Below are 22,580 nucleotides of genomic sequence, written 5' to 3' on the forward strand. Positions count from 1 at the left end.
ACGTCGCTCTCGGGGCCAGGGTCGGACGAGCGCCGGCAGGCCGCTCTCACTGTGCTCGCGCGACGACCGATCGTGCGTGCCGGAGCACCGGCTCATCGATCATCCGACCCTCGAAGCGGAACACCCCGCGCTCGACGACGGCGGCATCCAGCACGGCACGCGCCCAGGCGAGCGTCGCGTCGTCCGGGCGGTACGCGGCACGGATGACAGCGACCTGACTCGGGTGGATGCATGCGGTGGCCCCGAAGCCGGAGGCGACGGCATCTCTCGCTTCGCTCTCCAGCCCCACGATGTCGTCGATGTCGACGTGGACCGCGTCGATCGCCGCCTTGCCGTGCGCACCGGACTCGAGGAGCACCCGCGAGCGGGCGTAGCGGGCCACGTCGCGGTAGCCGCCGTCCGGACGCCGGCTGGACGTGCCGCCGAGCGAGGCGACGAGGTCCTCCGCACCCCACATCATGGCGATCACCTGCGGATGCGCGGCGATGCGGTCGGCCGCGTGCACCCCCCGCGCGGTCTCGCACAGCGCGATCAGCGAGAAGCGCGGATCGAACGGCGCGAGGCTCTCGGGGCTCTCCGTCTTCGCCACCATGACGGTGCGGAAGTCGGTCTGCGACAGGGTGGCGAGGTCGGACACGAACGCTTCGGTTCCCGGAGCGTTGACACGCACGACGACCCGATCGGGGTCGATGTCGGCGTCGATGAGATTGCCGCGCGCGGTGGCCTTCGCAGCGGGGAGCACCGCATCCTCGAGGTCGAGGATCACGGCATCCGCCTTGTCGAGCGCGCCGCGGAACCGCTCAGGACGATCGGCGGGGCAGAACAGGAGCGCGGGTCCGAGTCGGAACGTCATCGCGTGCTGCCGTCCGCATCCGGCCGACGGTGCACGAGCACCGTGCGGGTCGCCGTCGCGACGACCACGTCGTCCTGATTCCGACCTGTGTGCGCGATCGTCACGATGCCCTGCCCGGGGCGGGATGTCGATCCCCGGCTCTCCACGATCACGCTCTCGGTGTAAAGGGTGTCGCCGGCGAACAGCGGATGCGGGAACGCGATGTCGCCGAGGCCGAGCTGGGCGACGAGCGTCCCCTGGGTGAGCTGTGCGACGGAGGCGCCGACCATCGTCGACAGGGTCCACATCGAGTTCATGAGGCGCTGCCGGAACGGCTCCTGCATCTCGGCGAACGCCGCGTCGAGGTGCAGGCCCTGGGTGTTCATGGTCAACGTCGTGAAGAGCACGTTGTCCGCCTCCGTGGCCGTGCGGCCGGGTCGGTGCAGGTACCGCGCACCCACCTCGAACTCCTCGAGATACAGGCCTCGTTGGACGATGTCGTGCGAGCTCATGCTGCCACGCTACCCGGCGAGTCCGAGCGCGCGGGCGATCACCAGCAGCTGCACCTCGGTGGTGCCCTCGCCGATCTCGAGGATCTTCGAGTCGCGGTAGTGACGCGCCACCGGGAACTCGTTCATGAAGCCGTTGCCGCCGAAGATCTGGGTCGCGTCCCTGGCATTGTCCATCGCTGCCTCGCCCGCGACGAGTTTGGCGATCGCGGCCTGCTCCGCGAACGGCTTCCCCGCGTCGCGGAGTCGGGCGGCGTGGTGCCATGCGAGTCGCGCGGTGTGCACGCGGGCCCGCATCCGGGCGAGGGTGAACTGCGCGTTCTGCCGGGTGCTCAGGGCACTGCCGAAGATCGTGCGACTCTTCGCGTACTCCACCGAGGCCTCCAGGCATCCCTCGGCCGCACCGGTCGAGAGCGCGGCGATCGCGATGCGGCCTTCGTCGAGGATGCTGAGGAAGTTGCGGAAGCCACTCCCCTCCGTGCCCAGGAGGTTGGCCGCGGGCACCCTCGCACCGTCGAAGGTCAGCGGATGCGTGTCCGAGGCGTTCCAGCCGACCTTGTCGTACGGCGCCTCCACGGTGAATCCGGGAGTGCCGTTCGGCACGATGATCGTCGATATCCGCTTGCGTCCCCCCTCTGTGCCCGTGACGGCGGTGACCGTGACGAATCGCGTGATCGGAGTGCCGGAGTTCGTGATGAACTGCTTCGATCCGTCGATCACCCAGTCGTCCCCGTCCCGGCGCGCGGTGGTCCTGGTCGCCCCCGCATCACTGCCGGCTTCGGGCTCGGTCAGGCCGAAACCGGCGAGGGCGCGGCCGGCGAGCAGATCGGGGAGGAGCTCCTGCTTCTGCTCCTCGGTGCCGAATCGGAACACGGGCATCGCACCGAGGCTGACGCCGGCCTCCAGGGTGATTGCGATCGACTGATCGACGCGCCCCAGCGCCTCGATCGCGATGCCGAGCGCCATGTAGTCGCCGCCCTGACCGCCGTACTCCTCGGGGAAGGGCAATCCGAACAGACCGAGGTCGCCCATCTGAGCCACCACGTTCATCGAGAGCGTGTGCGTGCGGTCCGCCTCGTAAGCCTGCGGGGCGACGACGGTGTCGGCGAAATCGCGCACCATCGCCGCGAGCTCGCGCTCCTCATCGGTCAGCTGTTCGTTCATCGGTTCTCCTCCGTCGTCACTCGGGCGACCGCCTGGTCGCGCCGCACCTGATCGCCCACACCCACCAGCAGCCGCACCACGCCGTCGTGCGGCGCCGTCACCGGGTGCTCCATCTTCATCGCCTCGATCGAGATCAAGGGGGTTCCCGCTGCGACCGACGCCCCCTCGGTCACGTGCACCGCGACCACGCTTCCCGGCATCGGGGCACGGGCCTCGGGCCCCGCGGATGCTGTGCGCTCGTCGCGTGCGGCGAGCCGCCGCCGCATTCGGTCACGCCGCGAGATCGGCCGCAGGCGAGCGGTACGCCCGTCCTCCCCCACCCAGATCGCACCGTCGTCGTCGACGGCCGAGGCGATGCCGCCCTCGGGAGCGAGCGGATCCGAGCCGCTCTCGGCTTCTCCATGGGGCGAAGGTGCGATCAGCACCTCGTCCTGGTCGGTGAGCAGCGACACGGTCCGCACCGCAGTGCGGCTCAGGTCGCGCCATACGGTGCCGGCACGACGGGAGAGGCCCGCGTCGCTCCCCCGCTCCACCTCGCGTCCGAGCGCGAGCGCACCCGCGGCCGTGAGCATGGCCGGCGTCGGCTCCTCGGCGGACAGCGGCAGCAGCGTCTCGATGAGCCCGGTGTCGAGGTCTCCGGCGACGACCCGCTCATCCCGGCACAGACGACGCAGGAACGCGATGTTGGTGTCGACGCCCAGCACGATCGTCGTCCGCAGAGCCTCGTCGAGGCGCCGAAGGGCGGTGGCGCGGTCAGGAGCGACCGCGATGACCTTCGCGATCATCGGATCGTAGAAGCCGGTGACCTCGCTTCCCGTCTGCACGGCGGCGTCGACTCGCACGCCTTCCGGCGGCGCGAACAGCAGGATCCGTCCCGTCGAGGGGAGGAAGCCGCGCTCCGGCGACTCCGCGTACACCCTGGCCTCGACCGCGTGCCCGCGCACGGCGGGCGGCGGGTCGAGCCGTCCACCTGCCGCGACCCGCAGTTGAAGGGCGACGAGATCCAGCCCCGTCACCTCCTCGGTGACGGGATGCTCGACCTGCAGCCGGGTGTTCATCTCGATGAAGAAGACCTCGTCGGGCCGGTCGGCATCGATGAGGAACTCCACCGTTCCCGCGCCCACGTACGAGACGCTGCGCGCCGCCTGGACGGCAGCCTCGAGCAGCCTCTCCCTCGTCGGATCGGGGATGCCGGCCGACGGCGCCTCCTCGATGACCTTCTGATGGCGGCGCTGCAGAGTGCACTCGCGCTCGCCGAGCGCGATCACCGTGCCATGGGTGTCGCCGAAGACCTGCACCTCGATGTGGCGGGGACGGCCGATGAGTCGTTCCAGGATCAGCGCGTCGTCTCCGAATGCGGACGCCGCGACACGCCGCGCCGACGCCAGAGCAGCGGGCAGCGCCGCGGCGTCGGCCACGACCTCCATGCCCTTGCCCCCACCGCCGGCGCTGGGCTTGACGAGCAGGGGGAATCCGACCGAGCCGGCCTCGTCGGCGATCTCGGCGTTCGAGAGGCCTCGGGCGTCGAATCCCGGCACCACGGGAACCCCGGAGCGCATCACGTGGTCGCGGGCCTTGGCCTTGTCTCCCATGATCTGCAGCGCATGCGTCGACGGCCCGATGAAGACGATGCCGCTCTCGGCGCACGCGTCGGCGAGGCCGACGCTCTCGGAGAGAAAGCCGTAGCCGGGGTGGATCGCCTGTGCGCCGGTGCGCCGTGCTGCGCCGATCACGGCGTCGATGTCGAGATACGAATCGGCCGCGGGTGCGGCCCCGATCCGCACCGCCTCGTCCGCCTCGTGCACGTGCGGAGCATCGGCGTCCGCATCGCTGTACACCGCGACGCTGCGGATGCCGAGCCGCCGGAGCGTGCGGATGATCCGTCGCGCGATCTCGCCACGATTGGCGACGAGCACGGTCTCGAAGGGCGGGTCTTCTGCGGTGGTGTGCATGGTGGTCATGTCGATCACATCCGGAACAGGCCGAAGCGGGGCTCGGGCAGCGGGCTGCGGGCGATGACGTCGAGGGCGAGCCCCAGACGGTCGCGGGTCTCGGCCGGGTCGATGATGCCGTCGTCCCAGAGCCGGGCGGTCGCGTAGTACGGCTCGCCCTGGGTCTCGTACGTCTCTCGGATCGGACGCTCGAACGCGGCACGCTCGCCCTCGTCCCAGGTCTCCCCCTTCGCGGCGAGCTGGTCCTCTTTCACCGTGCCGAGGACGGAGGCCGCCTGCGCACCGCCCATGACGGAGATCCGGCTGGCGGGCCAGGTCCACAGGAATCTCGGGGAGTACGCGCGGCCGCACATCGAATAGTTCCCGGCGCCGAACGAGCCTCCGATGATCACCGTGAGCTTGGGCACCCGGGTGCTCGCCACCGCGGTGACCATCTTGGCTCCGTCCTTCGCGATCCCGCCGGCCTCGGCATCGGATCCGACCATGAAGCCGGTGATGTTCTGCAGGAACAGCAGCGGGATGCCGCGTTGATCGCACAGTTCGATGAAGTGCGCGCCCTTGAGCGCCGATTCGCTGAAGAGGACGCCGTTGTTCGCGACGATCCCGATCGGGTGTCCGTGCAGACGCGCGAAGCCGGTGATCAACGTCGTGGCGTATTCGGCCTTGAACTCGTGGAACGAGTCGCCGTCGACGAGGCGGTCGATCACCTCGTGCACGTCGTACGCCGCGTTCACGTCGACCGGCACGACGTCGTACAGCGAACCACCCTCGGCGGGAGCGTGGCTCTCGCGCACCTCCCAGGCCGGGTCACGGGGGGCCGGCAGGGTGGCCACGATGTCGCGGAGGATCTCGAGCGCGTGCTCGTCGTCCTCTGCGAGGTGATCGACCACGCCGCTGCGCCTGGCGTGCATCTCACCGCCGCCGAGCTCCTCGGCCGAGACGATCTCTCCGATCGCGGCCTTCACCAACGGGGGCCCGCCGAGGAAGATGGTGCCCTGATCGCGCACGATGACGGTCTCATCGCTCATCGCCGGCACGTATGCACCGCCCGCCGTGCACGAACCGAGCACCGCGGCCAACTGAGGGATGCCCGCGGCCGACATCCGCGCCTGGTTGTAGAAGATGCGGCCGAAGTGCTCCCGATCGGGGAACACCTCGTCCTGCTTCGGCAGGAACGCTCCGCCCGAGTCCACCAGGTACAGGCACGGCAACAGATTCTCGAGGGCGATCTCCTGCGCACGCAGGTGCTTCTTGACCGTGAGCGGGAGGTAGGTTCCCCCCTTGACCGTCGCGTCGTTGCACACCACCATCACGTGACGTCCGTGCACGAGCCCGATCCCGGCGATGACGCCCGCCGCGGGCGCTTCTCCCCCGTACAGCCCCTCGGCGGCCAGCGGGGAGATCTCGAGGAAGGGGCTGCCCTCGTCGAGCAGCCGCGCGACGCGGTCTCGCGGCAGCAGCTTGCCTCGCGCGAGGTGCCTCTGTCTGGACTGCTCCGGGCCGCCCTGCGCGGCCGACGTCAGCCGCCGGCGCAGCTCCGCAGCGAGCTCCTGCTGGGTTGCGGGCATCGTGACGTCCTCCTCGACCCACGGTGCGCCGGCGACATCGCCCTGGCGCACGTCATGCATTCTCGGTTAGTGTGCACTAACCGATGACATCAGGTTAGCGAGGATTAACTGAGATGACAAGCCCCGTCACCGCGCGCGATCGCGCCAAGGCAGAGCGTTCGGACGCGATCCTCCGCGAGGCCGCCCGGCTGTTCGCCCGGAGCGGGTACAACGGCGTGAGCCTCGAGGACATCGGGGCGGCCGTCGGCGTATCCGGCCCGGCCGTCTACCGTCACTTCGCGGGCAAGCAGTCGCTCCTCGGAGCCGTGCTGGTGAAGGTCAGCGTCGACCTCGTCGACGGCGGATCGCGCGTGGCGGCGGAGGGTGCGACGCCCGAGGAGCGGATGCGTGCGCTGATCGAGTTCCACGTGGAGTTCGCCCTCGGCCATGCGGATGTGATCCGCGTGCAGGACCGGGATGTGGCGCATCTCGATGCGCGCGACCACGCAGAGGTCCGGCGCCTGCAGCGCGCCTACATCGAGCTGTGGATCGAGACCCTCTCCCCCCTCATCGACGCCGACGCGGACGAGAGACGACTGCGGGTGCAGGCGTGCTTCGGGCTCATCAACTCGACGCCGCACAGCACCAGGGCGGCCGCCAGACAGCGCTCCGCCACCGCGGCCGTGCTGGCCGCGATGGCGGAATCGGCGCTGCGCGCGGTCACCTGAGCAGCATCGCCCGCCCCGGCTGCTCCAGTACGTCGGCGACGTCGCGAAGGAAGCGCGCCCCCTCGGCGCCGTCCACCAGCCGGTGGTCGAACGACAGGCTCAGCGTCATCATCTGGCGCAGTGCGATCTCGCCCCGGTACTCCCAGGGCTGACGCCGGACGGCCCCGACAGCGAGGATGCCGGACTGCCCCGGGGGAAGGATCGGCGTCCCCGCATCCACACCGAAGACCCCGATGTTGGAGATCGAGAAGGTGCCGCCGAGGAGTTCGGCCGGCGAGGTCCTGCCGGATCGGGCGGTCGATGCGAGAGAACCCAGCGCATCGGCCAGCTCGAGGAGAGTGAGCGTCTGCGCGTCGCGGATGTGGGGCACGATCAGTCCGCGCTCCGTCGCTGCGGCGATACCGAGATCGACGTAGTCGTAGCGAACGATCTCGCCGGACTCCGCGTCCCACCGTGCGTTCAGCTCCGGGGCCCTCCCCAAGGCGAGGCAGACGGCCTTGGCCACGACGGAGAGAGGGCCGATCCGATGACCGGCCAATGCGCGATCCTCTTTGAAGGTCGACAGCAGCTCCATGGTCGCGGTGACGTCGACGGTGTGGAAGACCGTGACATGGGGCGCCGTGAAAGCGCTCTCGACCATGGCGGCCGCGGTGTGCTTGCGCACACCCCGGATGGGCACGCGCGTCTCGCGTCGCCCCTCGTGCAGGGTCGACGCAGGAGGAACGATGTCCTCGATCACCGCGACGCCCGCGACATCGGGAGCGGTGCCCCCGACGCGCCGCTCGTAGTCCTCGATGTCGTCGCGGGTGATCACACGATCTCCCACGACCGCGGCGACCAGAGCGAGATCGACGCCGAGGCGCTTGGCATACGCCCTCACCGGCGGCGTCGATCGAGGACGCTCGACCGTCGTCTCCACACTCGCGCGAGGAGCTGCGTCGTGGGGAGCCGCTTCCAGGACGGCGGTGTCCACGGCTCGGTGTGTCGGCGCGGCACGGCGGGCCCGACGGGCGGGACGGCCCGCGGACGAGGGCGCGGCTCCGTATCCGACGAGGTTCGGCTGCGCCTTCTCTTCCCCCCGTGCGTCCTCGGACGGGGTCTGCGCACCCGGGGCCTCGTCGGATCCCGCGACGTCGAACGCGATGAGGGGCGCACCCACCGGCACGGTCTCGCCCGCCTCCGCGTGCAGCACGGTCACCCTGCCCTCGTAGGGCGAGGGCAGCTCGACCACGGCCTTCGCGGTCTCGACCTCGGCCAGCGTCTGGTTCAGGGCCACCTCGTCGCCCGGCGCGACCAGCCACTGCACCACCTCCGCCTCCGCGAGACCTTCGCCGAGGTCGGGCAGTCGGAACTCCGCGATCATGCGTCCGCTCCCGTCAGGCTGTGCGGGCGGTCCAGCACCCGGTCCACCGCATCCAGCAGCCGGTCGAGATCCGGAAGATGGTACTTCTCGAGCTTGGCAGGCGGGTAGGGGACGTCGTGTCCCGTGACCCGCAGCGGTGCGGATTCGAGGTACTCGAAGCACCGCTCGGTGATGCTGGCGATGACCTCCGCCGCCACCCCGGCCTCGCGGGACGCCTCATGTGCGACGACGAGGCGGCCGGTCTTGCGGACCGACGCCGCGACGGTGCCGTAGTCCACCGGCGACAGGGAGCGGAGATCGACGACCTCGAGCGAGATCCCCTCGTCCTCCGCGGCCTCGGCGGCCTGCAGCGCCGTGGTCACCATCGCACCGTAGGTGATGAGCGTGGCATCCGTCCCCGGGCGCACGACGCGCGCGAGGCCCATCGGCGCGGCATCGGCGAGCGGTGCGTCGAGATCGACCTGCCCCTTGTGGTGGTAGAGCCGCTTGGGCTCGAAGAAGATCACCGGGTCGTCGGACGCGATCGCCTGGCGCAGGCTGCGGTAGGCATCCTCGGGGTTCGACACGGCGATCACCCTGAGCCCCGCGGTGTGCACGAAGTAGGCTTCCGGCGACTCCGAGTGATGCTCGGCGGCACCGATCCCCCCGGCCCACGGGATGCGGATGGTGATGGGCATCCGGACACGCCCCTGCGTGCGGTAGTGCAGCTTGGCGACCTGGGCCACGATCTGATCGAACGCGGGATAGACGAAACCGTCGAACTGGATCTCGACCACCGGGCGATAGCCGCGGAAGGCGAGTCCCACGGCCATGCCGACGATGCCTGATTCGGCCAGTGGGGTGTCGATGACCCGCTTCGCGCCGAACTCGTCGAGCAGTCCGTCGGTGATGCGGAAGACTCCTCCGAGCTTGCCGATGTCCTCCCCGAGCAGCACGACCCTGTCGTCGTCGCTCATGGCCTGTCGCAGTCCCGCGCCCAGCGCCTTACCGAGGGTCATCTCCGTCGCGGTCATGGTCACGCCTCCCCCTCGAACGACGCGAGGTGCGCCGCATACTCGTCGCGCTGACGATCGAGCCCCGAGTGCGGCTCGGCGTAGACACCGTCGAACACGGCGAGCGGCGGACGCGTCACCATGCCGAGGCACTCTGCCCGCATCTCGCGCGCGATCTCGTCGGCGGCCGCCTGGGTCGCGGCCAGGTGGTCGTCACCGAGTTCCCCGAGATCGCGCAGGTGCTCCTCCAGACGGGAGATGGGGTCGCGACGCCGCCAGTCGTCGAGCTCCGCCTGCGGGCGATAACGGGTCGGGTCGTCTGCGGTCGTGTGGGGGCCCATCCGGTAGGTCACGGCCTCGATGTACGCGGGCCCCTTACCTGCCCGTGCGTGGGCCAGCGCCCACCGCATCGCCGCCATGCAGGCGAGCACGTCGTTGCCGTCGACGCGCACGCTCGGGATGCCGAACCCCGGCGCGCGACCCGCGATCGGATACGCGGACTGCACGCTCACCGGCTCCGAGATCGCCCAGTGGTTGTTCTGACAGACGAACACCACGGGCGCCCCGTAGGACGCCGCGAAGATCATCGCTTCGTTCACATCGCCCTGGCTGGTCGCTCCATCGCCGAAGTAGGTGACCGCCACCTCGTCGGCCTCGTCATGGAGGATGCCGAGGCCGTAGCCCACCGCATGCAGAGTCTGGGCGCCGATGATGATCTGCAGTGGTGCGACGCGCAGAGCCTCCGGGTCGTGCCCTGCGCCTTCCTCCCCGCGCCACATCCGTACGTAGTCGCCGGGCTTCGCACCGCGCGCGTAGATCACGCCCGTCTCGCGGTAGCTGGGGAACACGTAGTCCCTCGCGGCCAGCGCGCGCGCCGTGCCGATCTGCGTGGCCTCCTGGCCCTGACACGGAGCCCACAGCCCCAGCTGGCCCTGCCGCTGCAGCGCGACGCCCTCCGCGTCGATGCGGCGGAGGATGACCATGTCGCGGTGCAGTGCGCGCAGCTGCTCGGCGTCGACGTCGTCGACGAAGGCGTCGAGTCGGGGGTTCGCGACGCGCTGACCGTCCGGCGCGATCATGCGCTCGGTGAGCTCGAGATCCTGCGCGGTGTCGGCGATCGGGGTGACCTGCGGTGACATCGTCGTCCTCCTGGGTTCGTGGCCGCCGGCTCGGGTTCTCCGCACAGCCCCGGCCTCATCGCCGGTTCACTCGAGCGTACGTCCGCTCATCACCTCGCTCAAGCAATGGGGATCGGCTTGAGCATGTTGCCAAATATCGGCCCGACCTGCCCTGCTATGGTTTGGCACTATGGCTGGACTCGACCGCATAGATCTCGAACTGCTCGCCGCACTCGCGGATGACCCGAGGGTCACCATCGTCGCCCTCGCCGAGAACCTCGGGCTCTCACGGAACACCATCCAGGCGCGCATGGCGAGGCTGGAGCAGACGGGCATCTTCCAGTCCTACGAGCGCTCATTCTCGACGGACGTCCTGGGGTTCCCGCTGCAGGCGTTCGTCAGCATCGGCGTGCGGCAGACCGAGCTCCCCCGCATCATCACGGAGCTCGCGCGGATCCCCGAGGTGGTGCAGGCGCATGGGCTCAGCGGATCGATCGACCTGCTCGCACGCGTCGCCTGCCGCGACGCGCGGCATCTGTTCGACACCGACGCACGCATCCTGTCGATCGAGGGCGTGGAGCGCACGGAGACCTCGCTGGCGATGGGCGAGGTGATTCCGTTCCGGGTCGCCGGTCTCATCGGCCTCGCGAGACGGGAATCCTGAGGAAGCGGCGGACGGCGCCCGCCGCTTCGGCCGGCGTCTCGTAGTGGATCAGGTGTCCGACGTGGGCGATCTCGACGAGGGTCGCCTCGTCGAAACGGGTGGCCAGCTCACGCTCGACCTCGATCGGGGTGATGTCGTCGCGCTGGGCGGCGATCAGCAGTGTGGGGGTGGCGATCTCCGACGCGAACTCGCTGACGTCGTGCGACACGCTGGTGACGAATGCGTCGCGCAGCACATCGCGGTCGGCGAAGCGTGAGAAGTAGGTGTCGTGCTGGTCGTGGATGAAGCGGCGCAGACCCCGATCCGAGGTCTTCGCCATCGTGACGCTCATCACTCTGACGACTGCCCTGTTGCGCAGCAGCGCGGTGCCCAGCTTCTCCGGAAGCCGCGCACCCAGGGCGTAGTAGAGCACCGCGAGGCGGGTCATGATCCCCTTCGGCCCCTCCAGGGCCGGAGCGCCGATCGGGTTGACCAGGATCAGCTTCGGCGTCTCCAGGCCGCCCGCCACCGCAGCAGCGGCGACGATGGACCCGAAGGAATGGCCGAGGATCACGGCGCCGGGCGCGACCGCGTCCGAGAACTCACGCAGCCATCCGACGTACTCGTCGAGATCGTACGTTCGCCCGCTCACCGGAGCGGTCTCGCCGAACCCCGGGAGATCCGGAGCGATCACACGGACCTCGGGGAGATACGCGAGGACGGGTTCGAGACCGTGGTGCTCCCCGCGGAAGCCGTGCACGGCGATGATCGTCGTCGCGGCGTCGGCAGGACCGTACGTCCAGTAGGCCGTCGTGCCCCCGCGCACCTCCACCTCGTGACGTTCGACCGGAAGTCGGCTGAGGCGGTCGGCATAGGGAGAGGGCACGGGCATGCGTCCAGTGTACGGAGGCCGGGAGCGGCATCCCGTGTCCCTCCGCGCGGATGTCGGAGACCGGATCTACGGTGAAAGCATGCCTCAGGTCTCGTCCCTCCCCCATTGGATCACCCGCGTGGGCGTGTTCGATCTGGAGACGACGGGTGTCGACGTCGAGAACGACAGGGTCGTCACCGCGCACGTCGGCCTCCTCGACGCGGACGGGCGCGAGATCGCCGCGAGGGACTGGCTCGCAGACCCCGGGATCCCCATCCCCGACGGCGCCACCGCCGTCCACGGCGTCACCACCGAGCACGCCCGCCGCCTGGGCAGGCCCGTCGCCGAGGTGGTCGCGCAGGTCACGGGAGCCCTGCGGTCGCTGCTGTCGCAGGGCGTTCCCATCGTCGCCTACAACGCGGCGTACGACTTCTCGCTGCTGGCACACGAGGCCCGTCGACACGGGGTGCTTCCGCTCGAGGACCCCGCACCCGTGATCGACCCGCTCGTCATCGACAAGGCGTACGACAGGTACCGACCGGGCAAGCGCACGCTCGAGGTCGTCGCCGCGCTGTACGCGGTGCCCCTCGACGATGCGCATCAGGCGTCGGCGGATGCGGTCGCCGCGGGTCGCGTCGCCCAGGCTCTGGCCCGCCAGTTCGTCCTCCCCGACACGCTCGACGAGTTGCACACACGACAGATCGGATGGGCGCGCTCCCAGGCCGCGAGCCTCACGGAGTACTTCATCCGGATCGGTCGACTCGATCCTGACGACAGGCTCGACGGCGAGTGGCCCGTGCGGGCACGCCGCGATGCGGAGGAGGTGGATCCGCATGCGCCTGCGCACCGATGACGCCACCCGTGTCGAGAGCACCTGGAAGCAGTACGTCCCGTCAGCCGTGCTCCACGACGTCGACCGTCAGCGCTTCTTCTTCGACTGGCATTCGGCAGATCTGACCGGCGCGAGCGTGGTCCGCTACGACCTCGCCGCGGAGGTGCGCTCGACCGTTCAGCCCGAGAACCAGTTCCTCGTCTGCCGGATCGAGGGCCCTGCCGTGCGCATCCGCTCCGACCGGGCCGACCTCGATGCGAGTCGTCCGTGGATCAGCGACGGCGCCCGAGTCCACTCTCACTGGGAGCGCGGAGCGCGGGTCAGCGCCGTCGTGTTCGAACCCACGTCATTGCAGCGACTCGCCCGCACGATCAGCGGCGACGACACGCTCTCTCTGCACGCATCGGACCTCTCGCCCCGGTCGGCCTCGCTGGCGGCGGCCTGGGATCGTATGTTCACCTACCTCGAGCGCAGCCTGGCGGAGCTCGACGATCACGACGAGCTGCTGCGTGCGGAGCTCGATCGTCACGCGGCCGCGGCGACGCTCGCCACGTTCTCGATCGCTGGTACGCCACGACGTCAGCGGTCGGCGCAGACGTCGCCGGCACCCGTCACGGTGCGTCGTGCGCTCGAGTTCATCGCTGAGAACGCGCACCGACCCATCACCGTCGACGACGTGGCGACGGCGGTGCACATCTCGACGAGGGGACTCCAGTACGCCTTCCGCCGTGCGCTCGACACCACGCCGGCCGAACGCCTGCGCCAGGCGCGTCTCGACGGTGCCCACCGCGAGCTGCGGTCGGGGGCTCCGTCGACCGTGTCCGCGGTCGCCCGTCGATGGGGATTCTCGCACCCGTCGCGCTTCGCCACGGCCTATCGGGAGAGCTTCGGAGTGCTGCCCTCGCAGACGGTCGCCATGCACGGCCGATGACAGTTCGCGCACGACCTGTTCGCGAACCGCGCGCAGGGAGGCGACGTGCCGGGACACTCGAATCGCGGGCGAATAGATTCTCGACCATGGGTTACCTGTACTACGGCGGATCGGACCCGATCCGGATCGACGACCGCCCGCTCGCGCATCTCAAGGTCGTCATCGCGACGAAGCTGCGCCGCAACGAGAGCTTCACCCTCACCTGGCGACACCCCGACGACCAGCCTCAGGGTCGCTCCACGGTGTGGCTGCACCCCTCGATCCCCCTCCGTTTCGTCTTCGACGAGCCGGAGGCCACGTCACTGAGCCGCCGGTGGATCGAGGCACTCGCCCACTCGGCGAACTCGACCGGCGGCGTGATGCTCGTCGACGAGCTGCTCGACCCGCCCGAGGACGCGTTGAGCGTCTGACACACCGGCGTGTGCCGTCACCCTCATCCACTGTCAAGTCCCTCGCCGCGCCGCGGCCACGGTGTCAGACTGTAGGCGATGACAGGACGATCGGTATGACGGGTACCCGAGGGGATGGCGAGGACGTGTGCCGTTCCGACACCGCACGGCACGGGACCGTCACAGTCGCACCGCGAGGCGAGCCGGCCGTCTCGGTGGTCATCCCCGTGAAGGACGATGCGGCGCTGCTGACGCGCTGCCTGTCGGCGCTCGCCGCTCAGGATCGACCGGTCGACGAGATCATCGTCGTCGACAACGGCTCCTCCGACGACTCGGCCGATCGCGCCAGAGCCGCGGGGGCGGGTGTCGTGCGCTGCGATGATCCCGGGATCCCGGCTGCGGCGTCCGCCGGCTACGACGCCGCCCGCGGCGATCTCATCCTCCGTCTCGACGCGGACTGCGTGCCGGAGCCCGGATGGGTGCGAGCGGTCGTCGGCGCGTTCGCCGCGGACGCGGACATCGCCGCGTTCACCGGTCGAGCGCGGTTCACCGACGGGCCGGCCGCGCTTCGCACGCCGTTGGAGCTGCTCTACCTCGGTGCGTATCGCGCGCTGCTGGGCCTCACGCTCGGGCATCCGCCGCTGTTCGGCTCCAACCTGGCATTCCGCCGCGAGGCATGGGAGTCCGTGCGCGGCGAAGTGCATCGCGACGACCCCGAGCTGCACGACGACCTCGACCTCGCTTTCCATCTCGGCAGGGGGCACCGCATCGGCATGCTGCCGGAGGGCCGTATGGGGATGTCGATGCGACCGTTCACCGATGGCCGGTTCGGCCGTCGGGTGCACCGGGGGTATCGCAGCGTCGTCGTGCATTGGCCCCACGACTTCCCTCCGCGACGGTGGCGACGTCTTGTCACGGAGAGTCTGCGCCGACGTGCGGCGCGGCGGGTGCTCGCATGAACACTCCTGCGGTCATGGGGCCCGCGTCGGCTCCGGACCTCCACGTGATGTCCTTCAACATCCGTCGCGCGATGGACGGTCCCCTGGTCCGCCGAGCAGACCGGTGGGGCCGGCGCGCCCCGGCCGTCGCGGCGCTGCTCGGAGCGGAGGCGCCGACGATCCTGGGGCTGCAGGAGGTACGGCCTCGGGCGCTGCGCGTCGTCCGAGAGGCGCTGGGCCCGCGGTACCGGTCGTTCGGTCGAGGTCGCGGGAGACACGGCGACGGCGAGGGCACTCCGATCCTCTACGACACCTTGCGGGTGACGCTGAGGTCGTGGACCCAGCAGGCGCTCTCGGACACGCCCAGCAGGCCGGGATCGATCGGCTGGGGCAACCTGATCCCCCGGATCCTCGTGGCCGCGGAGTTCACGGATGTCGCCACCGGCCGGTCTCTGCTGGTCGTGAACACCCACCTCGATCACCTCTCCCCCGCCTCGCGTGCGCATTCCGCGCGCGCCGTCGTGGCGCTCGTCGCCCGCAGCGCCGCACCGGCCGTCGTGATGGGTGACCTTAACGCCGGGAACGGGTCGACGGCCGTGCGGGCTCTGATCGCGGGAGGGCTGGCGGACAGCTGGAGCGAGGCGGAGACCCGGCTGACCCCCGAGTGGGGCACGTGCCCGGGGTATCGACCTGCCCGCGCCGGAGGACGCCGCATCGACCGGATCCTCGTCACTCCCGGCATCCGCGTGCGGGAGGCCGCCATGAACGACCGATCGTTCGACGGCATCCGCCCCTCGGATCACCTGCCGGTGCAGAGTCTGCTCACGATCGTGGAGGATGGCCGATGACTCTCAGAGACGACTTCCTGCGTCCTCCCCGCACCGCCGCGGAATGGGCGGCGGACGCCCTCCGTGTCATCGGAGTGGTCGCGGTCGGTGTCGCGGCGATCGTGCTCGCGCCGACGGACGTCGGGATCACCGCGCTCGCCCTCCCCGCGCTGATGCTGCCACGGATGCTGGGCCTGCGCGGATGGTTCGATCTGACCACGTGCGTGCTCGTCCTCGCGGCGGCGTGGAGCAACGTGTTCGATCTGTACCGCAGCGTCCCCGGATGGGATCTGCTGCTGCATTTCGCCTGCACCGGCGTGCTCGCGGTCATCGCCGCCGTCGTGCTCACGCGCGCCCGGATCGCGCCGATCACCCGCGGCGACGCGGTGTCGGCTCGTACCCCGCTCGTCCTTCTCCCCCTGATCGCGCTGGCGCTCAGCGCGATGTGGGAGATGGTCGAGTGGCTGGGCCTGACGTATCTGAGCGACGAGATCTTCGTGACGTATCAGGACACGATCGGCGACATGGTCTTCGGCGGTCTCGGTGGTCTGGTCGCGGGCCTCGCACTCGTGTTCGCGCCCGTCGAGCGCGCGGCACGAGAGGCGAGCGATGCAGGCATGGTCGCGTCAGCAGCCGTGCGGGAGTAGGGCGGGCGGGACTTGAACCCGCGATCGTTGGGTTATGAGCCCACTGCCTTAACCAGCTTGGCCACCGCCCCGCGCAGACCAGCCTAGCGGGCTGGCGGAGTCAGACCGGTGTGGCCTCGATGTGCGCGCGCACGTGGCGGAGGTAGGCATCGGCGTTGTCGCGGAGGCCCACCCTCTCGTCGTCGGTGAGGGGTCTGCGCACCGTGGCGGGTATCCCCGCGACCAGGGATCCGTCGGGCACCTGAGTGCCGCCGAGGACGACGGCACCGCCCGCCACGAGGCACCCTGCGCCGATGACCGCGCCACTGAGCACCACGGCGCCCATGCCGACGAGCGAGCCGTCGCCGATCGTGCAGCCGTGCACGACGGCATTGTGTCCGATCGACACGTCCGCTCCCAGGAGCACGGGATGGGCGGCGTCGACGTGGACCGAGACGTTGTCCTGCAGGTTGCTCCGCGCACCGACGGTGATGGAAGCGGAGTCCGCGCGCAGCACGGCGTTGTACCAGACGCTCGAGCCTGCAGCCAGCGAGACCTGTCCGACGATGCGCGCACCGTCGGCGACGAAGACGTCCTGAGCGATCGAGGGCTCCTTTCCCGGAAGTGCGAGAACGGATGCTCCACGTGCGATGACCATGAGGGGAGACTACCCTCACATCCCAGGAATACCGCGTGTTTCCGGGGCACTAAGCCGAGCCTTCGCTTGCTTGCGGAATGTTTTCAGATGAGTAGCGTTGTCTTCATCAGGTACGAGAAGAGCACTTCAGAGGAGCACAGCATGAGCAAGGTACAGACCGTTCCCACCACCGCCAGCGACCCGACCGTGGCAGCCGCAGCGGCTCAGTTCCTCTCCCCCGTCGTCCTGGGACTGCAGGCACTGACGGTCAACGGCAAGCAGGCCCACTGGCACGTTCGCGGCGCGAACTTCGTCGGCGTGCACGAGCTGCTCGACACGATCGTCGCCCACGCCGGTGACTTCGCGGACACCGCGGCCGAGCGGATCGTCGCCCTGGGGCTCCCGATCGACGCCCGCGTCAGCGCCGTCGCCGCCAAGGCCGGAGCCACCTCGGTTCCTGCAGGCTTCACGCAGTCCGACGAGCTCGTGCGCGCCGTCATCGCCGACATCGACGCGATCCTGGTCGATGTCAAGGCCGCGATCGACGGTCTCGACGAGGTCGACCTCACCAGCCAGGACGTCGCGATCGAGGTCATGCGCGGACTCGAGAAGGACCGCTGGTTCCTCGTGTCGCACATCGCCGCCTGATCACCAGACGTATCGAAGAGGGCACCGGGGTCACCCCGGTGCCCTCTTTCGCGTCCGAGTGCGCTCTCTCGTGTCCGGGCGTCTCAGGCGCCGTGCGTGACGCGGCCGGCCACGAGCGTCGCGATGACCGGCATGGCGCGCAGATCCGCACCCGAGGCCTGCAGCGGATCGACGCCGCAGAGGGCGATGTCGGCGAGCTGTCCAGGGCGCAGGGCGGTGCGGACGCTGGCCTGGAGCGCCTGCACACGGGTGAGTCGCTCCTCCGGATGCCACGCGGCGCGATCGTCATCGGTGCGAGTGACCGCAGCGGCGATCGCCTGCCACGGATCCAGCGGGGCGACGGGGGCATCGGATCCGAACCGGAGCTCGACCCCGGCGTCGCGGAGGGCTCTGAGCGGGTAGCCCACGGACGTCTGCCCGGCCCAGTGCGTGCCGACGAGATCTCGGTCGTCGAGAGCGTGCTGAGGCTGCACGCTCGCGATCAGCCCGAGGCGACCGAAGCGGGCGAGATCCGCGTGACGCACGAGCTGTGCATGCTCGATGGTGCCGGCGGCACCGGAGAGGGTGAAGGCGTCGAGGGCTGCGGTGACCGCGCGGTCTCCGATCGCGTGCACGGCGATGCCGAGACCGCCCCCGGTCGCAGCGGTGAGGAGTGCGGTGAGCTCGGCGGGCGGGACCGTGAGCACTCCGAAGTTCTCGGGATCTCCGGGATAGGGGTGCGAACATGCGGCCGTCCGAGTCCCCAGCGATCCGTCGCTGATGACCTTCAGCGGTCCCACGCTGATCAGCCCGCGAGCGGCCTCCGGCGTCTCCGAGTGCTCATGCGGCTCTCCGGATCGCAGTCCCTCGGCGATCGCCCGTGTCAGGTCGGAGGGGTAGATCGCGAATTCCACCCTGTGTGCGGCGAACCCTGCGGCGACGCGCCGTGACCAGGCCTCGGCGTTCCAGGCCATGTCGAAGTCGACGAGCCCGACGACCCCTCGCGATGCCGCGCGCTCACCCGCCGCTCGGACGGCGATGTCGGCGCGAAGCGGCTCGACGGCGTTCAGCCGTCGCGAGATCTCGAACGCGTCCTGCTCGCGCAGCATCCCGTCTGGGCTCGAGAACCCCTCGAGCCGCAGCGCGGCGGAGTTCAGCCAAGTGCTGTGTACATCGGCGTTGATCAGGTACGTCGGCACGGTACCGGTGGCGCGGTCGAGCAGCGCGAGTTCGGGAGCGTCCGGCCACAGCGCATCGCGGAAACCGCTGCCGACCTTGCGACCGTCGGGCAGAGGCGCGGCGGCCGCCATGATCGATGCCGCCTCCGCCGCAGACGATGCCCCTCCGAGCGCGACGCGTTCGGTCGCGAGCGCCCACTGCACCGTGTGCACGTGGTTGTCCCACAGGCCGGGGACCGCCCAAGCCCCGTGTCCGTCGAGGACCTCGCCGGACGGGCCCAGCGCTCCTGCCGGCGCGATGTCCGCGATCAGCCCGTCGTCGAGGAAGATGTCGACCGGCTCGTCGTCGATCAGGAACTCACTGCCCGGGCCCGCGATGCGCACGTTCGCGACGGTGCCGATCCGGGATCCGACGCCGCTCATCCGGCGGCTCCGAGACGGGCCTGATGCGCGCGCCTCATGTCGGCGGCGAGTTCCGGCTGTGCGTACGGCCCATCGCCCTCGAGATGCGCGATCACCGCCTCGATCGTCTCGGCGTCCTTGTTCTGGCTGAGCTTGCGCTTGGCGACGACGCGCGTCGGTGTGAGGCGGAATCCGACGGTGCCGGCGGCCAGCCGCTCGATGAACGCAGGATCGTTCGGCCGCTCCCACATCCGGCGCGGATCCGGCATCCGCGCCTCGAACCGGTCGACGAGCCGGTCCAGCACACGGAGGTTCTCCTCATCGCTCAGGATCTCGGGGACCCCGGCGAGGTGCACGGCGGTGTAATTCCACGTCGGCACGGCCTGGACGTCGCCGTACCACCCCGGCGAGATGTAGCCGTGAGGCCCCTGGAGGACGACGAGCAGTTCGCGCTCTCCCATGCCGTGGATCCGGTCATCGGGGCGTCCGACGTGGCCCACGATCGTGAGATCGTCCCTCCCGTCGTCGAGCAGCACCGCATAGTGCGAAGACACGAGGCCCTCAGGGCCGTCGCTCACGATCGTCGCCCACGGATTGCCATCGATGACACGACGGATCTCCTGAACGTCCGCAAGCGTGAAACTGGGATTCTGACGCATCCTCCCAGCCTACGGTCGACGGCTCACGCCTGGCAGCGCGGACACCAGTAGAGCTTTCGCGCGCCGATCTCCTCGAGTGCGATCTCGGTGCCGCAGATCCGACAGGGCAGGCCCGCCCGGTGGTAGACCCAGTGCCGATCGTCGCGGTTCGCCATCGCTGCGCGATACTGCGCGGCGGAGAGGTCGTCCATGGTCATCATCTGACCCGTCTCGACGCCGATGGCGAGCAGACGCACCCAGTCGTGCCAGAGCGCGCGCACCACGTCCTCCGGAACCTCACGCCCAGGCGTGTGCGGATTCAGTCGCTGACGGAAGAGCATCTCGGCGCGATACACGTTGCCGATGCCGCTGACGACGGCCTGGTCCATCAGGAGCAGCGCTATCGCGGTCGGCTTCCGGCGCACGGCGCGAACGAACCGCTCCTCGTTCTCCACCGGGTCGCCCACGAGCGGATCGGGGCCGAGCTTGGCGACACTCGCCAGCATCTCCTCCGGGGTCTGCAGCACGCACGCCGTGGGTCCGCGCAGGTCGGCCGCGGTGATGTCGGTCATCAGCCGCAGACGCACCTGACCCACCACCGGCGGCGGCCACTCCAGCCCTTCATCGGCGAGTCCCTTGGTCTGCTCCGACATGCGGACGTGCACGCGGGTGCGTCGTGGTGCGCCGATGGATGCGAGCGAGTTCTCGCCCGCCTCGTCGAGGATCGCGTCATCCGACGCCGCACCGTCGACCGGCTCCTCGTCGATGACTGTGCCCCGCTGGTTCGTCTGGCCCATGCGTCCGTTCGCGGCGGCGATGGTCGGATCGACGATGATGTCGCCGGCGAAGTCCCAGGCCCCGTAGAGGCCCAGGTGCACCCGGAGCCACACGTCGCCCTCCGCTTCGAGGAACATCTGCTTGCCGACGGCCTGCACGCTCAGCGCCTCACGCCCGTCGAGGACGGCGGCACCCTCGGCGAACCGCCCCTGGGGGCTCGATGCGCTCAGCGTCTTGCCGACGAAGTTGCGGTCGAACTGCCGCGCGATGCGATGTACGGAATGCCCCTCCGGCATGTCAGGCCCGAGGGTCCGGCAGCAGCGAGCCGTCGCGCTCGAAGTCCGCGATCTGACCGATCCGGCGGACGTGCCGCTCGTCGTGCGAGAAGGGGGTCGCGATGAACGTGTCGATGAACGAGGTGACCTCCTCGAACGTGTGCTGGCGCGCACCGATCGAGATCACGTTCGCATCGTTGTGCTCGCGGGCGAGCTCGGCGGTCGAAGTGTTCCAGACCAGAGCGGCACGCACGCCCGCGACCTTGTTCGCCGCGATCTGCTCCCCGTTGCCCGATCCTCCGAAGACGATCCCGAGGGTCTCGACTCCCGCAGCCTGATCCGCCACGACGGCCTGGGCCGCGCGGATGCAGAACGCGGGGTAGTCGTCGACCGCGTCGTACTCGATCGGACCATGATCGACGACCTCGTGCCCGGCGCCGCGGAGGTGCTCCTGCAGCTGCGTCGAGAAGTCGAGACCGGCGTGATCGGTGGCGATATGGATGCGCATGGCATCCATCCTAGAAGCGCAGCCCCTCAGCGGATGCTCACGGGGCGATGCCGGAGGCGGCCGGCTTGAAACCCGCACGCACGTTCTCACAGCAGCCAGGACGACAGACGTCGAACGCCCCGGGGAGAGAGGTCACGTGCGGTCGCTCCTCGTTGGGGCGCCCCTCGAGGCGCTCCACGATCAGATCGACGATGCCGGTGACGAACGAGGGCGCGACACCCGGCGTCGGGGTGCGTGTGAAGGCGAGCCCCGCCTCTTCGGCGGCCTCGGCCGCCTCGGTGTCGAGATCCCAGAGCACCTCCATGTGATCGCTCATGAAGCCGACCGGGACGACCGCGACGGCCTTGCGCCCGCGTGCGGGGAGCTCGCCGATCACGTCGCACACGTCAGGCTCGAGCCACGGCTGCGATGCGGGGCCGGAACGGGACTGGTACACCAGCTCCCACGACACCTCCGCAGCCTCGGGGATGCTCTCACGGACCCTGTCCATGACCCAGGCGGCGACCGCGAGGTGCTGAGCCGCGTAGGCGCCGCCCTCTCCCCAGTCGATGTCGCGGGCGCCGGAGCGCTCCGCATCGGCGGTCGGGATGCTGTGGGTGGAGAAGAGGATCTGGATCTCGGCGGGCGCGATGCCCTGACTCATGAACGTCTCGACGGCCTCACGCACACCCGTCTCGAAGGACTCCACGAATCCGGGGTGGTCGTAGAACGGACGGATCTTGTCGATCGTCACCGTCTCGCCGAGATTCGTCTCCTCGAGCACACGGGCGAAGTCCTCGCGGTACTGTCGGCAGCTCGAGAAGGAGCTGTAGGCGCTCGTCGCGAAGGCGAGCAGCGTCCGCTTCCCGTCGGACGCGGCCTCGGTCACGACCTCCTCGAGGTACGGGCTCCAGTTGCGGTTGCCCCAGTAGACCGGAAGGTCGATGCCCCGGCGGGCCAGCTCGCCCTCGAGCGCCTCCTTCAGGATGCGGTTCTGTCCGTTGATCGGGCTCACACCGCCGAAGTGGCGGTAGTGGTGCGCGACCTCCTCCAGCCGCTCATCGGGGATGCCGCGTCCGCGCGTGACGTTGCGGAGGAACGGGATGACGTCATCCTGACCCTCCGGCCCGCCGAAGCCGGCGAGGAGGATCCCGTCATAGGCGACGGGGGTCGTCATATAGGGCGCGCCCGTGGAGGCGGCAGCAGAGGAAAAGCGGACGGTGTTCGGCTCGATCGCGGTCACCCCTTCATTCTTTCACCTCCGGAGAGCGTGACAGGCCGCCGTGCTGGCGTAGGC

Annotated in this window: 24 protein-coding genes and 1 tRNA gene; 9 read left to right on the top strand and 16 right to left on the bottom strand. The window is 69.8% G+C overall.

All coding sequences use genetic code 11. The features are described 5' to 3' along the window. Window positions 1-46 precede the first annotated feature (46 nt). The 5 genes from FQ142_RS09275 to FQ142_RS09295 are packed head-to-tail and all read right to left on the bottom strand — an operon-like array spanning window position 47 to window position 6,025. On the bottom strand, window positions 47-853 hold the full coding sequence (locus tag FQ142_RS09275) for an HpcH/HpaI aldolase/citrate lyase family protein (RefSeq protein ID WP_149423072.1): 807 nt from the start codon (window positions 851-853) through the stop codon (window positions 47-49). Beyond that, on the bottom strand, window positions 850-1,344 hold the full coding sequence (locus FQ142_RS09280; protein WP_149423073.1) for a MaoC family dehydratase: 495 nt from the start codon (window positions 1,342-1,344) through the stop codon (window positions 850-852). The genes FQ142_RS09275 and FQ142_RS09280 overlap by 4 nt, the downstream gene beginning before the upstream one ends. A 9-nt stretch (window positions 1,345-1,353) precedes the next feature. Further along, the gene (locus FQ142_RS09285; protein ID WP_149423074.1) at window positions 1,354-2,505 is read right to left on the bottom strand and encodes an acyl-CoA dehydrogenase family protein; all 1,152 of its coding nucleotides are present in this window, start codon (window positions 2,503-2,505) and stop codon (window positions 1,354-1,356) included. Further along, window positions 2,502-4,466 (bottom strand): biotin carboxylase N-terminal domain-containing protein, encoded by a 1,965-nt coding sequence (locus FQ142_RS09290; RefSeq protein WP_262492110.1) that lies wholly within the window; start codon window positions 4,464-4,466, stop codon window positions 2,502-2,504. The genes FQ142_RS09285 and FQ142_RS09290 overlap by 4 nt, the downstream gene beginning before the upstream one ends. A gap of 5 nt (window positions 4,467-4,471) precedes the next feature. Next, window positions 4,472-6,025: a carboxyl transferase domain-containing protein gene (locus FQ142_RS09295; RefSeq protein WP_149423501.1), complete on the bottom strand. Its 1,554-nt coding sequence runs from the start codon at window positions 6,023-6,025 to the stop codon at window positions 4,472-4,474. Between the two features lie 113 nt (window positions 6,026-6,138). Between FQ142_RS09295 and FQ142_RS09300 the strand changes: the two genes are divergently transcribed. Next, window positions 6,139-6,732 carry a TetR/AcrR family transcriptional regulator gene (locus FQ142_RS09300; protein ID WP_056417348.1) on the top strand — a complete coding sequence of 198 codons (594 nt, stop codon included), beginning with the start codon at window positions 6,139-6,141 and terminating at the stop codon, window positions 6,730-6,732. Here FQ142_RS09300 and FQ142_RS09305 read toward each other — a convergent pair. The 3 genes from FQ142_RS09305 to pdhA are packed head-to-tail and all read right to left on the bottom strand — an operon-like array spanning window position 6,725 to window position 10,226. After that, window positions 6,725-8,095, bottom strand: coding sequence for a dihydrolipoamide acetyltransferase family protein (locus FQ142_RS09305; protein WP_149423075.1), 1,371 nt, complete (start codon window positions 8,093-8,095; stop codon window positions 6,725-6,727). The two genes, FQ142_RS09300 and FQ142_RS09305, sit on opposite strands and share 8 nt — an antisense overlap. Beyond that, window positions 8,092-9,108 carry an alpha-ketoacid dehydrogenase subunit beta gene (locus FQ142_RS09310; protein WP_149423076.1) on the bottom strand — a complete coding sequence of 339 codons (1,017 nt, stop codon included), beginning with the start codon at window positions 9,106-9,108 and terminating at the stop codon, window positions 8,092-8,094. The genes FQ142_RS09305 and FQ142_RS09310 overlap by 4 nt, the downstream gene beginning before the upstream one ends. A gap of 2 nt (window positions 9,109-9,110) precedes the next feature. Next, window positions 9,111-10,226: a pyruvate dehydrogenase (acetyl-transferring) E1 component subunit alpha gene (gene pdhA / locus FQ142_RS09315; protein WP_149423077.1), complete on the bottom strand. Its 1,116-nt coding sequence runs from the start codon at window positions 10,224-10,226 to the stop codon at window positions 9,111-9,113. A 169-nt stretch (window positions 10,227-10,395) separates the two neighbouring features. Between pdhA and FQ142_RS09320 the strand changes: the two genes are divergently transcribed. Next, window positions 10,396-10,869: an Lrp/AsnC family transcriptional regulator gene (locus FQ142_RS09320; protein WP_056417336.1), complete on the top strand. Its 474-nt coding sequence runs from the start codon at window positions 10,396-10,398 to the stop codon at window positions 10,867-10,869. Here the strand turns inward: FQ142_RS09320 and FQ142_RS09325 are convergent. After that, the gene (locus FQ142_RS09325; protein WP_149423078.1) at window positions 10,841-11,740 is read right to left on the bottom strand and encodes an alpha/beta fold hydrolase; all 900 of its coding nucleotides are present in this window, start codon (window positions 11,738-11,740) and stop codon (window positions 10,841-10,843) included. The genes FQ142_RS09320 and FQ142_RS09325 overlap by 29 nt on opposite strands. Before the next feature lie 79 nt (window positions 11,741-11,819). Between FQ142_RS09325 and FQ142_RS09330 the strand changes: the two genes are divergently transcribed. The 6 genes from FQ142_RS09330 (at window position 11,820) to FQ142_RS09355 (ending at window position 16,283) form a co-directional block, all read left to right on the top strand. Then, window positions 11,820-12,572 (top strand): exonuclease domain-containing protein, encoded by a 753-nt coding sequence (locus tag FQ142_RS09330; RefSeq protein WP_056419513.1) that lies wholly within the window; start codon window positions 11,820-11,822, stop codon window positions 12,570-12,572. Next, window positions 12,553-13,482: a helix-turn-helix transcriptional regulator gene (locus FQ142_RS09335; protein ID WP_149423079.1), complete on the top strand. Its 930-nt coding sequence runs from the start codon at window positions 12,553-12,555 to the stop codon at window positions 13,480-13,482. Before FQ142_RS09330 ends, FQ142_RS09335 begins: the two co-directional genes overlap by 20 nt. 86 nt (window positions 13,483-13,568) lie before the next feature. Further along, the gene (locus FQ142_RS09340; protein WP_149423080.1) at window positions 13,569-13,892 is read left to right on the top strand and encodes a hypothetical protein; all 324 of its coding nucleotides are present in this window, start codon (window positions 13,569-13,571) and stop codon (window positions 13,890-13,892) included. A gap of 95 nt (window positions 13,893-13,987) precedes the next feature. Continuing rightward, window positions 13,988-14,830, top strand: a complete 843-nt coding sequence (locus tag FQ142_RS09345) for a glycosyltransferase (RefSeq protein ID WP_149423081.1) — start codon at window positions 13,988-13,990, stop codon at window positions 14,828-14,830. Continuing rightward, window positions 14,827-15,657 (top strand): endonuclease/exonuclease/phosphatase family protein, encoded by an 831-nt coding sequence (locus FQ142_RS09350; protein ID WP_149423082.1) that lies wholly within the window; start codon window positions 14,827-14,829, stop codon window positions 15,655-15,657. Before FQ142_RS09345 ends, FQ142_RS09350 begins: the two co-directional genes overlap by 4 nt. Further along, window positions 15,654-16,283, top strand: coding sequence for a hypothetical protein (locus FQ142_RS09355; protein ID WP_149423083.1), 630 nt, complete (start codon window positions 15,654-15,656; stop codon window positions 16,281-16,283). Before FQ142_RS09350 ends, FQ142_RS09355 begins: the two co-directional genes overlap by 4 nt. Here the strand turns inward: FQ142_RS09355 and FQ142_RS09360 are convergent. Continuing rightward, window positions 16,281-16,354, bottom strand: a tRNA-Ile gene (locus FQ142_RS09360). The two genes, FQ142_RS09355 and FQ142_RS09360, sit on opposite strands and share 3 nt — an antisense overlap. Window positions 16,355-16,383: 29 nt before the next feature. Next, window positions 16,384-16,920 carry a gamma carbonic anhydrase family protein gene (locus tag FQ142_RS09365; protein WP_149423084.1) on the bottom strand — a complete coding sequence of 179 codons (537 nt, stop codon included), beginning with the start codon at window positions 16,918-16,920 and terminating at the stop codon, window positions 16,384-16,386. A gap of 141 nt (window positions 16,921-17,061) precedes the next feature. Between FQ142_RS09365 and FQ142_RS09370 the strand changes: the two genes are divergently transcribed. Then, window positions 17,062-17,547 carry a Dps family protein gene (locus FQ142_RS09370; protein WP_045255174.1) on the top strand — a complete coding sequence of 162 codons (486 nt, stop codon included), beginning with the start codon at window positions 17,062-17,064 and terminating at the stop codon, window positions 17,545-17,547. 83 nt (window positions 17,548-17,630) lie between these two features. Here the strand turns inward: FQ142_RS09370 and FQ142_RS09375 are convergent, their stop codons facing one another. From FQ142_RS09375 to FQ142_RS09395, 5 genes are read right to left on the bottom strand one after another with little or no spacing between them, the layout of a single operon-like run. Next, window positions 17,631-19,127, bottom strand: coding sequence for an amidohydrolase (locus FQ142_RS09375; RefSeq protein ID WP_149423085.1), 1,497 nt, complete (start codon window positions 19,125-19,127; stop codon window positions 17,631-17,633). Beyond that, complete coding sequence (locus FQ142_RS09380; RefSeq protein ID WP_056417313.1) at window positions 19,124-19,765, bottom strand: FMN-binding negative transcriptional regulator; 642 nt, start codon at window positions 19,763-19,765, stop codon at window positions 19,124-19,126. Before FQ142_RS09380 ends, FQ142_RS09375 begins: the two co-directional genes overlap by 4 nt. Window positions 19,766-19,788: 23 nt before the next feature. Beyond that, a complete protein-coding gene (locus tag FQ142_RS09385) occupies window positions 19,789-20,817 on the bottom strand; it encodes an Fpg/Nei family DNA glycosylase (RefSeq protein ID WP_149423086.1) in 1,029 nt (342 codons plus the stop codon). Between the two features lies 1 nt (window position 20,818). Next, complete coding sequence (locus FQ142_RS09390) at window positions 20,819-21,304, bottom strand: ribose-5-phosphate isomerase (protein WP_149423087.1); 486 nt, start codon at window positions 21,302-21,304, stop codon at window positions 20,819-20,821. Between the two features lie 37 nt (window positions 21,305-21,341). Further along, a complete protein-coding gene (locus FQ142_RS09395) occupies window positions 21,342-22,526 on the bottom strand; it encodes a ferrochelatase (RefSeq protein WP_262492111.1) in 1,185 nt (394 codons plus the stop codon). Window positions 22,527-22,580: the final 54 nt, after the last annotated feature.

This window comes from Microbacterium sp. ANT_H45B (genome assembly GCF_008369345.1).
GTDB lineage: Bacteria > Actinomycetota > Actinomycetes > Actinomycetales > Microbacteriaceae > Microbacterium.